11 protein-coding genes and 3 tRNA genes are annotated in these 13,132 nt (G+C 63.3%); 5 read left to right on the top strand and 9 right to left on the bottom strand.

Features of this window, described 5'->3' with window-relative positions; translation table 11 throughout:
- Positions 1–48 precede the first annotated feature (48 nt).
- The 4 genes from lon to tig all read right to left on the bottom strand — a co-directional run bounded on the left by lon (position 49) and on the right by tig (position 6,040).
- A complete protein-coding gene (lon, locus tag ACFZCE_RS14120; protein WP_390939914.1) occupies positions 49–2,448 on the bottom strand; it encodes an endopeptidase La in 2,400 nt (799 codons plus the stop codon).
- A 161-nt stretch (positions 2,449–2,609) separates the two neighbouring features.
- Positions 2,610–3,890: an ATP-dependent Clp protease ATP-binding subunit ClpX gene (gene clpX, locus ACFZCE_RS14115; RefSeq protein ID WP_390939912.1), complete on the bottom strand. Its 1,281-nt coding sequence runs from the start codon at positions 3,888–3,890 to the stop codon at positions 2,610–2,612.
- Positions 3,891–3,995: 105 nt separating this feature from the next.
- A complete protein-coding gene (gene clpP / locus ACFZCE_RS14110) occupies positions 3,996–4,634 on the bottom strand; it encodes an ATP-dependent Clp endopeptidase proteolytic subunit ClpP (RefSeq protein WP_390939987.1) in 639 nt (212 codons plus the stop codon).
- An 89-nt stretch (positions 4,635–4,723) separates the two neighbouring features.
- Positions 4,724–6,040, bottom strand: a complete 1,317-nt coding sequence (gene tig, locus ACFZCE_RS14105; RefSeq protein ID WP_390939910.1) for a trigger factor — start codon at positions 6,038–6,040, stop codon at positions 4,724–4,726.
- Positions 6,041–6,239: 199 nt separating this feature from the next.
- Between tig and ACFZCE_RS14100 the strand changes: the two genes are divergently transcribed.
- A complete protein-coding gene (locus tag ACFZCE_RS14100) occupies positions 6,240–6,854 on the top strand; it encodes a biliverdin-producing heme oxygenase (RefSeq protein ID WP_390939908.1) in 615 nt (204 codons plus the stop codon).
- Positions 6,851–9,004 (top strand): ATP-binding protein, encoded by a 2,154-nt coding sequence (locus ACFZCE_RS14095; protein ID WP_390939906.1) that lies wholly within the window; start codon positions 6,851–6,853, stop codon positions 9,002–9,004. The genes ACFZCE_RS14100 and ACFZCE_RS14095 overlap by 4 nt, the downstream gene beginning before the upstream one ends.
- Positions 9,005–9,082: 78 nt before the next feature.
- On the opposite strand, the gene ACFZCE_RS14090 is transcribed toward ACFZCE_RS14095, so the two are convergent.
- The 5 genes from ACFZCE_RS14090 to ACFZCE_RS14070 form a co-directional block, all read right to left on the bottom strand.
- Positions 9,083–9,400: a helix-turn-helix domain-containing protein gene (locus ACFZCE_RS14090; RefSeq protein ID WP_390939904.1), complete on the bottom strand. Its 318-nt coding sequence runs from the start codon at positions 9,398–9,400 to the stop codon at positions 9,083–9,085.
- A 1-nt stretch (position 9,401) separates the two neighbouring features.
- Entirely contained in the window at positions 9,402–9,698 is a 297-nt protein-coding gene (locus ACFZCE_RS14085) for a transcriptional regulator (protein WP_390939902.1), read from the bottom strand.
- 258 nt (positions 9,699–9,956) lie between these two features.
- Positions 9,957–10,041, bottom strand: a tRNA-Leu gene (locus tag ACFZCE_RS14080).
- A gap of 58 nt (positions 10,042–10,099) precedes the next feature.
- Positions 10,100–10,175, bottom strand: a tRNA-His gene (locus ACFZCE_RS14075).
- Positions 10,176–10,207: 32 nt separating this feature from the next.
- A tRNA-Arg gene (locus tag ACFZCE_RS14070) sits at positions 10,208–10,284 on the bottom strand.
- A 280-nt stretch (positions 10,285–10,564) separates the two neighbouring features.
- Here ACFZCE_RS14070 and folD point away from each other — a divergent pair.
- From folD to cmoB, 3 genes are read left to right on the top strand one after another with little or no spacing between them, the layout of a single operon-like run.
- Positions 10,565–11,419 carry a bifunctional methylenetetrahydrofolate dehydrogenase/methenyltetrahydrofolate cyclohydrolase FolD gene (gene folD, locus ACFZCE_RS14065; protein ID WP_390939900.1) on the top strand — a complete coding sequence of 285 codons (855 nt, stop codon included), beginning with the start codon at positions 10,565–10,567 and terminating at the stop codon, positions 11,417–11,419.
- A 7-nt stretch (positions 11,420–11,426) separates the two neighbouring features.
- Positions 11,427–12,167 (top strand): carboxy-S-adenosyl-L-methionine synthase CmoA, encoded by a 741-nt coding sequence (gene cmoA, locus ACFZCE_RS14060; RefSeq protein ID WP_390939898.1) that lies wholly within the window; start codon positions 11,427–11,429, stop codon positions 12,165–12,167.
- Complete coding sequence (gene cmoB, locus ACFZCE_RS14055) at positions 12,164–13,120, top strand: tRNA 5-methoxyuridine(34)/uridine 5-oxyacetic acid(34) synthase CmoB (protein ID WP_390939896.1); 957 nt, start codon at positions 12,164–12,166, stop codon at positions 13,118–13,120. The genes cmoA and cmoB overlap by 4 nt, the downstream gene beginning before the upstream one ends.
- The last annotated feature ends 12 nt before the right edge of the window (positions 13,121–13,132 follow it).

Genomic DNA, 13,132 nt, shown 5'->3' with positions numbered 1-13,132 from the left:
CAAGGGCTCTAAAATTCTGTCAAGAACGCCAGCCGGCACTGCCAAGGCTTAGTGAGTGCTGATTCTTTCCTTGGAATCGGCGTCACGCTTTTCATCCTTGGCGACAATCTCCGGGGCCACATCGGGCAAGGGCTCCGGGGCGTATTGCAGCGCAATTTGCAGGACTTCGTCAATCCATTTGACCGGCTTGATCTGGAGATCTTGCTTGATATTTTCGGGAATTTCCTTCAAGTCACGGACATTTTCTTCCGGAATGATCACGGTTTTGATCCCACCGCGGTGCGCGGCGAGCAGTTTTTCCTTCAAACCGCCAATCGCCAGTACCTGGCCGCGCAAGGTGATCTCACCGGTCATGGCCACATCGGCGCGCACCGGGATGCCGGTAGACGCCGACACCAGCGCGGTGCACATGCCGATACCGGCACTGGGGCCGTCTTTCGGCGTGGCGCCTTCCGGCATGTGAATGTGGATGTCGCGCTTCTCGAAGAAGTCCAGGGCGATGCCCAGGCTGCGGGCCCGGCTGCGCACCACGGTTTGCGCGGCAGTGATCGACTCGCCCATCACATCACCGAGCGAGCCGGTTTTGATCAACTGGCCCTTGCCGCCCGGTACCACCACCGCTTCGATGGTCAGCAACTCGCCGCCCACCTGGGTCCAGGCCAAGCCAGTGACCTGGCCGACCTGATCCTGTTGCTCGGCCAGGCCGTAGCGGAACTTGCGCACGCCCAGCAACGCTTCGAGCGAATCGGGCACGACCTTGACGCTGACCTGCTTCTGCGCGGTGTGCTCCTTGACCACCTTGCGGCAGATTTTCGCGATCTGCCGCTCCAGGCTGCGCACCCCGGCTTCGCGGGTGTAGTAGCGAATCACGTCGCGGATCGCCGCCTCGCTGATGCTCAGCTCGTCTTTTTTCAGGCCGTTGGCTTTGATCTGCTTGGGCGTGAGGTATTTGGTGGCGATGTTGACCTTCTCGTCTTCGGTGTAACCCGGCAAGCGGATCACTTCCATCCGGTCGAGCAGCGCCGGCGGGATGTTCATCGAGTTCGAGGTGCAGAGGAACATCACGTCGGAGAGGTCGTAGTCGACTTCCAGGTAATGGTCGTTGAAGCTGTGGTTCTGCTCGGGGTCGAGCACTTCGAGCAGCGCCGAAGCGGGGTCGCCGCGCATGTCGCTGCCCATCTTGTCGATTTCATCGAGCAGGAACAGCGGGTTGCGCACGCCCACCTTGGTCATTTTCTGGATCAACCGGCCCGGCATCGAACCGATATAGGTGCGCCGGTGGCCGCGGATCTCAGCTTCGTCGCGCACGCCGCCCAGGGCCATGCGCACGAACTTGCGGTTGGTGGCGGCGGCGATCGACTCAGCCAGCGAGGTTTTACCCACCCCAGGCGGGCCGACCAGGCACAGCACCGGGCCGCGGATTTTTTTCACGCGCTTTTGCACGGCGAGGTATTCGAGGATGCGTTCCTTGACCTCTTCGAGCCCGTAGTGGTCGGCGTCGAGGATGGTCTCGGCCTTGGCCAGGTCGAGCCGCACCTTGCTCTGGGCCTTCCACGGCACCTGCACCAGCCAGTCGATATACGAGCGCACCACGGTGGCCTCGGCCGACATCGGCGACATCTGCTTGAGCTTGTTCAGCTCGGCCTGGGCCTTGGCCAGGGCGTCTTTCGGCAGCCCGGCGGCCTCGATGCGTTTTTTCAGCTCTTCGACTTCGTTGTGGCCTTCTTCACCGTCACCGAGCTCTTTCTGGATCGCTTTCATCTGCTCGTTGAGGTAGTACTCGCGCTGGCTGCGCTCCATTTGTTTCTTCACGCGGCCACGGATGCGTTTCTCGACCTGCAGCAGGTCGATCTCGGCATCCAGCAGCGCCAGCACCTTCTCGACCCGGGCCGAGAGGTCGACGATCTCGAGGATGTCCTGCTTCTGCTCGATCTTCAGCGCCATGTGGGCGGCCATGGTGTCGACCAGGCGCCCGGGCTCGTCGATGCTGTTGAGCGAGCTGAGCACCTCGGAAGGCACCTTCTTGCCCAGCTGCACGTATTGCTCGAACTGCGACAGCAGGCTGCGCACGAACACTTCGGCTTCGCGGTCAGCGGCTTCGGCTTCTTCGATGAGCGAGACTTCGGCGCGGATGTGCCCGGCCACTTCCTTGAAGGCTTCGACGGTACCGCGCTGCTCGCCCTCGACCAGCACCTTGACGGTGCCATCGGGCAGTTTCAGCAATTGCAGTACGGTGGCCACGGTGCCCACGCGGTACAGGGCGTCTTCGCCCGGGTCATCGTCGCCGGGGTTGCGTTGGGCCAGCAGGAGGATCTGTTTCTCACCGGTCATCGCGGCTTCGAGGGCCTCGATGGATTTTTCGCGCCCCACGAACAGTGGGATGACCATGTGCGGATACACGACAACATCACGCAATGGCAGTAGAGGCAATTCAATGGTTGATTTCATGGTTTCGCCTCTTGGCGGCTGAGCCGCGTACAGATGGAAAAAATAAGCATGGGGCCAATGTGGGGCCGGCCCCCGCAAAAAACAAGCGTTGAAACAGAAACAAAAAAGGGGCCTTCAAGGCCCCTTAGTCACTCGCAGCCTGGCCTGCACGCCCGGGCGCCTCAGGCGTCCGGTGCGGCTTTGGCCTGCGGCTCGCTTTCGTAGATCAGCAGCGGCTTGGAGGTGCCATCGATCACACTTTCATCGATGACCACCTTGCTGACATCCTTCTGCGAAGGAATGTCGTACATGGTGTCGAGCAGCACGCCTTCGAGGATCGAACGCAGGCCACGGGCGCCGGTTTTGCGCTCCAGGGCTTTGCGGGCAACCGACTTCAGCGCGTCGCTGCGGAACTCCAGGTCAACGCCTTCCATCTCGAACAGCTTGGCGTATTGCTTGGACAGCGCGTTCTTCGGCTCGGTGAGGATCTGCACCAGCGCGGCTTCGTCGAGTTCGTCGAGGGTCGCCAATACTGGCAAGCGGCCCACGAACTCGGGAATCAGGCCGAACTTGACGAGGTCGTCAGGTTCGACTTCACGCAGCGACTCGCCGACTTTCTTGCCCTCTTCCTTGCTGCGCACCTCGGCACCGAAACCGATACCGCCCTTGGTGGAGCGGTTGGCGATGACTTTTTCGAGGCCGGAGAACGCACCACCGCAGATGAACAGGATATTGCGGGTGTCGACCTGCAGGAATTCCTGTTGCGGATGCTTGCGCCCACCTTGTGGCGGCACGGAAGCGACGGTCCCTTCGATCAGCTTGAGCAGCGCCTGCTGCACGCCCTCACCCGATACGTCACGGGTGATCGACGGGTTGTCGGACTTGCGCGAGATCTTGTCGATTTCGTCGATGTAGACAATGCCCATCTGGGCCTTTTCCACGTCGTAATCGCACTTCTGCAGCAACTTCTGAATGATGTTCTCGACGTCTTCACCCACATAACCGGCTTCGGTCAGGGTGGTGGCGTCGGCGATGGTGAACGGTACGTTGAGCAGGCGCGCGAGGGTTTCGGCGAGCAACGTCTTGCCCGAGCCGGTAGGCCCGATCAGCAGGATGTTACTTTTGCCGAGCTCGACATCGTCGCCCTTCTTGTCGCGCTGGTTCAGCCGCTTGTAGTGGTTGTACACCGCGACGGCCAGCACTTTCTTGGCACGCTGCTGGCCAATCACGTATTGGTCCAGGATGCCGCTGATTTCTTTTGGCGAGGGCAGCTTGTGCGCGCTGCTCTCGGCCTGTGCCTCTTGCACCTCCTCGCGGATGATGTCGTTGCACAGGTCGACGCACTCGTCGCAGATGAAGACCGAGGGGCCGGCAATCAATTTGCGTACTTCATGCTGGCTTTTGCCACAGAAGGAGCAATAGAGCAGTTTGCCGTTGTCCTCGCCGTTGCGGGTGTCAGTCATTGATCGATCCAATCCGGTAGGCTTGAAACACAAGATGAAGGCAAATGCGGGCTTTTTCAAGCCCGCGAATGGCGGGGCTTGCCCGCCAGGGGGAGGCCGTGCCGATTACGCGGGCATTTGCCGCTTGTCGATGACCATGTCCACCAGACCGTATTCGGCCGCCTGGGCAGCGCTCATGAAATTGTCACGGTTGGTGTCACGCTCGATCTCTTCCAGATTGCGACCGGTGTGATAGGCCAGCAGTTCATTCAGGCGCGAACGGATGTGGAGAATTTCCTTGGCGTGGATCTCGATGTCCGAGGCCTGGCCCTGGAAGCCGCCCAGCGGCTGGTGGATCATCACGCGCGAGTTGGGCAGGCAGTAACGCTTGCCCTTGGCGCCGCCGGCGAGCAGGAACGCACCCATGCTGCAGGCCTGGCCGATGCAGGTGGTGGAGACGTCGGGCTTGATGAACTGCATGGTGTCGTAGATCGACATGCCTGCCGTGACCGAGCCGCCCGGGGAGTTGATGTAGAGATGGATGTCCTTGTCCGGGTTTTCCGCTTCAAGGAAGAGCAACTGCGCGGCGACCAGGTTGGCCATGTAGTCTTCGACCGGGCCAATCAGGAAGATCACTCGCTCCTTGAGCAGGCGCGAGTAGATATCGTAGGCGCGCTCGCCGCGCGCCGATTGCTCGACAACCATCGGGACCAGGCCGCCAGCGGCCTGGATGTCAGCGTTCTGAAAATAAGAATTGCCGGCCATGCCTGCATTCACTCCCAATTAGTCATGTCCTGAATACACATAAGCCAGCTCGAAGGCTGGCTTATGAGGTTTCGAAGCGTTAGTCAGCGTTACTCGGCGGCGGTTTCAGGCGCTTGTGCCGGCTTCACTGCTTCTTCGTAAGAGACCGACTTGTCAGTCACACTAGCTTTCTGCAGAACAGTATCCACAACTTGTTCTTCCAGCACAACCGAACGGACTTCGTTCATTTGCTGGTCGTTCTTGTAGTACCAGCTCACGACCTGCTCGGGTTCCTGGTAGGCCGAAGCCATTTCCTGGATCAGCTCGCGCACGCGGTCTTCTTCAGGCTTGAGGTCGAATTGCTTGACCACTTCGGCGACGATCAGGCCCAGCACAACGCGGCGCTTGGCTTGCTCTTCGAACAGCTCGGCCGGCAGTTGCTCAGGCTTGATGTTGCCACCGAACTGCTGCACGGCTTGCACGCGCAGGCGGTTGACTTCGTTGCCCAGCAGGGCTTTTGGCGCTTCGATCGGGTTGGCGGCGACGAGGCCGTCCATGACCTGGTTCTTGACCTTGGCCTTGATCGCCTGGCGCAGCTCGCGCTCCATGTTCTTGCGCACTTCGGCGCGGAAGCCCTCGAGGCTGCTTTCCTTGATGCCGAACTGGCCAAAGAAGGCTTCGTTCAGCTCAGGCAGTTCCGGGGCGGCGACGGCGCTGACGGTGACCGCGAACTGGGCAGCCTTGCCGGCCAGGTCGAGGTTCTGGTAATCCTCGGGGAAAGTCACGTCGAGGGTGCGCGCTTCACCGGCCTTGGCGCCGACCAGGCCGCTTTCGAAGCCCGGGATCATGCGGCCGGAGCCCAGCACCAGTTGGGTGCCCTTGGCCGAACCACCGGCGAACTCTTCGCCGTCGATGGTGCCGGTGAAGTCGATGGTCAGTTGGTCTTCGTCTTGCGCAGCGCGCTCGACGGCTTCGTAGCGCACGTTCTGCTTGCGCAGGATGTCGAGCATGTTGTCGAGGTCGGCGTCGGTGACGTCGGCGCTCAGGCGCTCTACGCTGATGCTTTCAAAGCCGGCAACGGTGAATTCAGGGAACACTTCGAAAGTCGCGATGTACTCGAGGTCCTTGCCTTTTTCGAACACTTTCGGCTCGACGGCCGGCTGGCCGGCGGGGTTGAGCTTCTGCTCGACCACGGCTTCATAGAAAGTCGCCTGAATCAGGTCGCCCAGGGCTTCCTGACGGGCGGCGTCTTCGTAACGCTGACGGATCACGCTCATTGGCACCTTGCCAGGACGGAAACCTGGCACCTTGGCGCGACGGGCAGTCTGTTGCAGACGCTTGTTGACTTCGGTCTCGATGCGCTCGGCAGGCACGCCGATCGTCATGCGGCGCTCGAGCGCGGAAGTGTTTTCAACAGAAACTTGCATGGATATTCCTCGTTGCACAGACGTTAGCCGGCCATTCCCGACCCCAGATCAAGGGCAAGCATTCTAGTGGGTCATTGGCAAGAAGTCACCTGCCTGTGCGCGCAACGCTGCACAAGCGCTCACAAAGGCTCAACGCCGGGGAGAATTCGTTCCCCGAGGGGGCCTGGGCTGCTATTCTGCGGCGAACCTCGATCCGCCAATGCCAAGGACCATTGCCATCAGCTTGCAAGCCTCCCCCGCGCTCAGCGCGCTGCGCGACGCCACCCGCGACCTGCACGCCGAGCTGGACCAGCACTCCCCGCTCACGGCCGCCGACCTCGACGTGGCCGCTTACGCCCACCACGCCGGGCGCGTACTGGGCTGGATGCAGCCGCTGGAGGCCAGCCTCTATGGCGCCGAAGCACCGGCCGCCTGGCGCCAGGCACTGGGGGCCGAACAGCGCGCGCGCAAGGTCGGCTGGCTGCAGCAAGACCTGCTCGACAGCGGCCTGCGCGCAGCCGTGGCGCCCTGCCCCTACAGCCCGCGGCCGGCCAGCCTGGCCGAGGCCTTTGGCCTGAGCTACGTGTGCGAAGGCGCTACCCTCGGCGGCGCGTACCTGTATAAGCAGTGGCAGGCCCGCCTGCAACCGCTGGGCCTGCACTGGCTGCGCGGCTACGGCGAACACACCGGCGCGCTGTGGCGGGCCTGGCAGCAGGCCTTGGCCGAACACGTGACCACCGAGGCCGACATCGCCGCCGCCGCGCGGGCCGCGCGGGCCGGGTTCGGTTCGTTCCGCCAATGGGTGGTGCTCGAAGCCCTGGAGCCCACGCCATGAGCAGCCCGCCAACGCCGGTCACCCTGGCCAACTGCGAAGACGAGCCGATCCACCTGCCCGGGGCGATCCAGCCCCACGGCGCGTTGCTGGCCCTCGACGACCAGGGCCACACCCTGACCCGCAGCCGCAACTTCAAGGCACTGGTCGGCTTCGACCCGCTGCCAGGCCAGCCGCTGAACCTGGCCCAGTGGCCGGCGCTGGCGCAGTGGTTGGCGAGCAACCCGCAAGAGCTCGAACACAGCTGCGAATGCGACATCAACGGCACGCTGTTCGACGTGATCGGCCATCGCCATGGCGCGGTGCGCTTTCTCGAGTTCGAACCGCGCCACAGTGGCGCCGCGTCGTTCAGCCAACTGGCCCTGTACGCCCAGCGCATCATCGGGCAAATGCAACGGCGCAACGACAGCGCCGAGCTGCTGGAGCGGGTCACCGAGGAAATCCGCAAGCTGACCGGCTATGACCGGGTCATGGCCTATCGCTTTCGGCCAGACCTCTCCGGCGAAGTCATCGCCGAGGCGCGCCGTGAAGACCTGGTCAGCTACCTCGGCCAACGCTACCCAGCCTCGGACATTCCCGCCCAGGCGCGGCTGCTGTACATCCAGAACCCGGTGCGGGTGATCGCCGACGCGGCCTACCACCCCAGCGCCCTCGACCCGCTGATCAACCCGCTGGACATGAAGCCCTTCGACCTGAGCTTCTGCGACCTGCGCAGCGTGTCGCCGATCCACTGCGAGTACCTGGCCAACATGGGCGTGCAGGCGTCGATGAGCGTGTCGATCGTGGTCGGCGGCAAACTGTGGGGGCTGTTCGCCTGCCACCACATGGCACCCAAGACCATGCCGCACCCGGTGCGCATGTCGTTCCAGGTGATCTCCCAGGTGTGCAGCGCACTGGTCGAACGCTTCGAGCAACAGCACAACGAAGCCGCCGGGCGCCGCTCCGCGGAACTGCGCAACCAACTGATGCGCGCCGCCTGGGATGCCGAAGACCTGCTCGCCGCGCTGGGCACTGCGCCACTGAACGTGGCCCAACTGCTGCCGTGCGACGGCGCCGCCATCTGCCTGGCCGGGCGCACCCAAAGCATTGGCGGGCACTTCGACCACCTCGCCGAGGCGGTAATCGCCCACCTGGCCAGCACCCCGGAACAAGACACCTTCCACACCGAACAATGGCAGCATACCGACCCCGCCAGCCCGGACGCCCGCTATTGCGGGGTGCTGGCGGTGCGCTTTCACCCCAACGAGCACGGCTGGGTGATGTGGTTCCGCCAGGAAGAAGTGCACAACGTGCGCTGGGCCGGCAAGCCGGAAAAAATCGTCAAGGTTGGCCCTTCCGGCTCACGGCTGACGCCGCGCGGCTCGTTCGAGGCATGGGAAGAAGTGGTACGCGGCCGCGCCGCCAGTTGGACCGAACAGGAAACCGCCATCGCCGACGCCCTGCGCAGCGCCCTGGTGGAGCTGGCGCTGAACCGCGCCGGCGAGATCGACCGCATGCGCCAGCGGCTGATCGCCATGCTCGGCCACGACCTGCGCAACCCGCTGCAGTCGATTTCCATGGCCGCGTCGATGCTGCGCTCCAACGAGCAACGCGACACCCAACTGCGCCAGCACATCAGCCAGTCCAGCGGGCGCATGGAGCGGTTGATCAGCCAGGTGCTGGAGATGAGCCGGCTGCAAACCGGCATGGGCATGATGGTCAACCGCGAACAGGTCGACCTCTCAGCCCTCACCGAGAGCATCGTCACCGAAACCCTGGTGGCCTTCCCCGGCATGCAGGTCGACACCCAGATCGAGCCAAACGTGCAGCTACTGGCCGACCCGGACCGCTTCGCCCAGATCATCACCAACCTGCTGGGCAACGCGCGCTACCACGGCCTGCCCGGGCGCCCGGTCGGCCTGGGGCTGGCCCAACGCGGCGGGCAAACCACGCTGACGGTGACCAACGAAGCCACCGAGCTGCCACCCGAGCGGCTGAGCTCGCTGTTCCAGGCGTTCAAGCCCGCCAGCAACCAGCCAAGCCGCAACAAGAACGGGCTGGGGATCGGGCTGTATATTTCCCAGGCCATCGCCGCGGCGCATAACGGCGAGATTACCGTGAGCCAGAATGGCGGGCGGATCGAGTTCAGGGTGGTGTTGCCGAGCGAGGGGTGAGGGGCACGCGAGCACTGCCCGCCCACCTCAATGGGCCAGAACGAAAGCATCCGCATTATCACCCCAAGCGATCAGCAATCAATAGGCCGCAAGCTCAAGCGACAACTCTGGATGCTTGGCGATCAGGCGCATAAGACAAAGCACACCGCCCGGTGGCACAAAACGCCCCTGCTCCCAGTCACGAAGCGTCGCGACCGGCGTGGCAATGCGCTCTGCAAACATCGCCTGGGTCAGGCCGGAGCGCTCTCGCGCTTGGCGCACCAGCACTTGCTCAGGGGTAGTGACACGCCCATGGCCCGCCTGCGCCTCGCCCAGCGCCTGCCGCAAATCAGGCAGCGCCTCGCCCGCATCCTCCTCAATGGCCTTGGCCACTGCCTCAATATCGATATTACGCATTTCAAACCACCTTGCTGATTTCAGCGGGGCTCATGCTGGAGCGGTCGGCTTTAGCGTAGACCGTTACCAGCAACACAATTTCATCTTCAATCACACTAAAGTAAATCACACGAGCGCCACCGGACTTTCCTGACCCCGCGCGCGCCCAGCGCACCTTCCGCGCACCCTCCGCACCTGGGATTACATCAGCCGCAAGCGGGTTCGCCGCGATCCAGTCGATAAAAGCGATGCGCTCTTCCTCTAGCCATAGCTTGGCGGCATGCTTTTGGAACGTAGGCGTTTCAATGACGGTATACATGGGACCATAATACGGGCATCCCGTACATCCCGCAATTGAACGAGTAGCAGAGCGTCGGCTTTCATTTGCCTGCCCACAGCACTGGCGAGGAACATCTAGTACATCGCTGATGGGTCGAATTCGGGGTGTACTGACCCATGTACTAAAAATGTGGGGAATGCACAGCAAGGGCGTGGAAACCCCAGGAACGAAAAAGCCCGCACTAGGCGGGCTTTCCGGGGTTCGCTGTAAGCCTAAGGAAGCGTCAGGAACCTGAGATGGTGCGGACGAAGAGACTCGAACTCTTACAGCTTGCGCCGCTGGAACCTAAATCCAGTGTGTCTACCAATTTCACCACGTCCGCAGAGACGCTAGCTTAAAGCAAAGGCGCCTGATGAATCACCAGGCGCCTTTTCAAAATATGGGGTGGACGATGGGAATCGAACCCACGACAACTGGAATCACAATCCAGCGCTCTACCAACTGAGCTACGCCCACCATATTGCTACTTGTGCCAAAGCTGCCGTTAATGGCGCACCCGGCAGGACTCGAACCTGCGACCATCCGCTTAGAAGGCGGATGCTCTATCCAGCTGAGCTACGGGCGCTTATGCTCGACTCCGAATCAGCCGAATAAAAGCCTCAATCTCCGAAAACTTGCCGCGAAAATCGCTACAACTTCGTAGACCGTCTGAACCAGCGCTAGGCCCTGCCCGACAAGTGCGACGAATCTTATAGATGGCCCCGGAGGGCGTCAACACTTTTTTGAAAAAAATTCATTGATATAAAGGGCTTAGCCATTTCCCCCCGCCATACGCCTTTGACCGGGGCGCCGGGCATGCGAGAATACGCGCACCTTTTTTACCCTGCGATGGTTTACTACGCGTCATGACAGCACAACTTATCGACGGCAAGGCGATTGCCGGAGGCATCCGCCGGCAGATCGCCCAACGTGTCGCCGAGCGCCGCCAGCAGGGCCTGCGCGTTCCAGGCCTGGCGGTGATCCTGGTAGGGACCGACCCTGCCTCCCAGGTCTATGTTTCCCACAAGCGCAAGGACTGCGAGGAAGTCGGCTTTCGCTCCGACGCCTTCGACCTGCCCGCCAGCACTTCGCAAGCCGAGCTTGAAGCCCTGATCGACCGCCTCAACGCCGACGCCGAGATCGATGGCATCCTGCTGCAACTGCCGCTGCCCGAACACCTCGATGCCTCGTGCCTGCTCGAGCGCATCCGCCCCGACAAAGACGTCGACGGTTTCCACCCTTATAACGTCGGCCGCCTGGCCCAACGCATCCCGCTGCTGCGCCCGTGCACGCCCAAGGGCATCATGGCGCTGCTCGAAAGCACCGGGCAAGACCTCTACGGCATGGACGCAGTGGTGGTCGGTGCCTCGAACATCGTCGGCCGGCCGATGGCGCTGGAACTGCTGCTCGGTGGCTGCACGGTGACCGTCACCCACCGCTTCACCCAGGACCTCGCCGGCCATGTCGGCCGCGCCGACCTGGTGGTGGTGGCCGCCGGCAAGCCGGGGCTGGTCAAGGGCGAGTGGATCAAACCCGGCGCGATCGTGATCGACGTCGGCATCAACCGCCAGGCCGACGGCCGCCTGGTCGGTGACGTGGTGTACGAAACCGCCGCCGAGCGCGCCGGCTGGATCACCCCGGTGCCTGGCGGCGTCGGCCCGATGACCCGCGCCTGCCTGCTCGAGAACACCCTGTACGCCGCCGAAACGCTGCACGGCTGAGCCCGCCGTGTCCGATTCCGACCGTATCTTCGCCCAGCCCCTGGCCCAGGTGCCCGACTTCGTGTTCAACGAAGCCGTGGCACGGGTGTTCCCCGACATGATCAAGCGCTCGGTGCCCGGTTACCCGACCATCGTCGAAAACCTTGGCGTACTGGCGGCGCGCTTCGCCCAGCCGCATACGGTGCTGTACGACCTCGGCGCCTCCCTTGGCGCGGTCACCCAGGCCTTGCGCCGGCACGTGAGCAGCGAAGGCTGCCGGGTGATCGCCGTGGACAACTCCGCGGCGATGGCCAGCCGCTGCGCGGAATACCTCAGCGCCCAGGATGCGATGTTCCAGGAACTGCTGCCGGTGCAGGTGCGCGAGGCCGACATCCTCCAGTTGGCCTTCGAGCCGGCCTCGGTGGTGGCGCTGAACTTCACCTTGCAGTTCATCCCGCCGGAGCAGCGGGTCACCCTGCTCGCGCGGATTCGCCAGGCGCTGGTGCCCGGCGGGGCCTTGTTGCTGTCGGAAAAACTGCGCTTCGAAGACCCTGCCGACCAAGCCCTGCTCACCGACCTGCACCTGGCGTTCAAGCGCGCCAATGGCTACAGCGAACTGGAAATCGCCCAGAAGCGCAGCGCCATCGAGCACGTGATGAAGCCCGACAGTTTAGAAGAACACCGCACCCGCCTGCTCGCCGCCGGCTTCAGCCGCGTGGTGCCGTGGTTTCAGTGCATCAATTTCGCCTCATTTATAGCGCTGCCATGATCGACCTCTCTCCCCTCGCCCGGCGCCTGGCCGGTTCGCCCCTGCACACCTGGGCCCAAGGCCTGCAGGCTGACCTCGAGCAGCGCCTGGCCAGCGGCCACGGTGACCTGCAACGCTGGCAGAACGCCCTCAAGGCCTTACCGGAGCTGACCGCCAGCGTGGTCGACCTGGCCCGCGGCGTGACCCTCGGCGGCGCCTGCGACGACAGCAGCCGCCAGCGCCTGCGCGACGCCCTGATGGGGCTGTCGCCCTGGCGCAAGGGCCCGTTCGAGCTGTTTGGCGTGCACGTAGACACCGAATGGCGCTCAGACTGGAAATGGGAACGGGTAGCGCCGCACCTTGACCTGCACGGCAAGCGCGTACTCGACGTGGGCTGCGGCAACGGTTACTACCAGTGGCGGATGCTCGGCGCCGGCGCCGAGGCGGTGATCGGCATCGACCCGAACTGGCTGTTCTTTTGCCAGTTCCAGGCATTGGCGCAGTACCTGCCGGATCTACCCGCCTGGCACCTGCCGCTGGCCCTCGAAGACCTGCCCGCCAACCTGCAAGGCTTCGACACGGTGTTCTCGATGGGCGTGCTGTACCACCGCCGCTCCCCCATCGACCACCTGTATGCGCTGAAGGATTGCCTGGTGAAAGGGGGCGAGCTGGTACTCGAAACCCTGGTGATCCATGGCGGCCCGCAGGATGTACTGGTGCCCGATGACCGCTACGCGCAGATGCGCAACGTGTGGTTCCTGCCCTCGGTACCGGCGCTGGAGCTGTGGCTGCGGCGCGCCGGGTTCAACGAGGTGAAATGCGTGGACGTGAGCACCACCAGCATCGCCGAGCAGCGCAGCACCGAGTGGATGCGCTACCAGTCGCTGGAACACTTCCTTGACCCCGACGACCACGCCAAAACCGTGGAGGGCTTGCCGGCGCCGATGCGCGCGGTGATCACCGCGCGCAAGTAGCCGAGGGCTGCC

It is taken from the genome of Pseudomonas sp. NPDC007930, assembly GCF_042958985.1.
GTDB lineage: Bacteria > Pseudomonadota > Gammaproteobacteria > Pseudomonadales > Pseudomonadaceae > Aquipseudomonas.
Note: the sequence above shows the minus strand (reverse complement) of the source record. Positions and strands in the feature narration are given on the sequence as shown.

What these genes read in the sequence shown, in the direction of transcription:
- lon (WP_390939914.1), bottom strand. Translation starts at nt 2,448, where the DNA reads ATGAAATCAACCATTGAATTGCCTCTACTGCCATTGCGTGATGTTGTC.
- clpX (WP_390939912.1), bottom strand. Translation starts at nt 3,890, where the DNA reads ATGACTGACACCCGCAACGGCGAGGACAACGGCAAACTGCTCTATTGC.
- clpP (WP_390939987.1), bottom strand. Translation starts at nt 4,634, where the DNA reads ATGGCCGGCAATTCTTATTTTCAGAACGCTGACATCCAGGCCGCTGGC.
- tig (WP_390939910.1), bottom strand. Translation starts at nt 6,040, where the DNA reads ATGCAAGTTTCTGTTGAAAACACTTCCGCGCTCGAGCGCCGCATGACG.
- ACFZCE_RS14100 (WP_390939908.1), top strand. Translation starts at nt 6,240, where the DNA reads ATGCCAAGGACCATTGCCATCAGCTTGCAAGCCTCCCCCGCGCTCAGC.
- ACFZCE_RS14095 (WP_390939906.1), top strand. Translation starts at nt 6,851, where the DNA reads ATGAGCAGCCCGCCAACGCCGGTCACCCTGGCCAACTGCGAAGACGAG.
- ACFZCE_RS14090 (WP_390939904.1), bottom strand. Translation starts at nt 9,400, where the DNA reads ATGCGTAATATCGATATTGAGGCAGTGGCCAAGGCCATTGAGGAGGAT.
- ACFZCE_RS14085 (WP_390939902.1), bottom strand. Translation starts at nt 9,698, where the DNA reads ATGTATACCGTCATTGAAACGCCTACGTTCCAAAAGCATGCCGCCAAG.
- folD (WP_390939900.1), top strand. Translation starts at nt 10,565, where the DNA reads ATGACAGCACAACTTATCGACGGCAAGGCGATTGCCGGAGGCATCCGC.
- cmoB (WP_390939896.1), top strand. Translation starts at nt 12,164, where the DNA reads ATGATCGACCTCTCTCCCCTCGCCCGGCGCCTGGCCGGTTCGCCCCTG.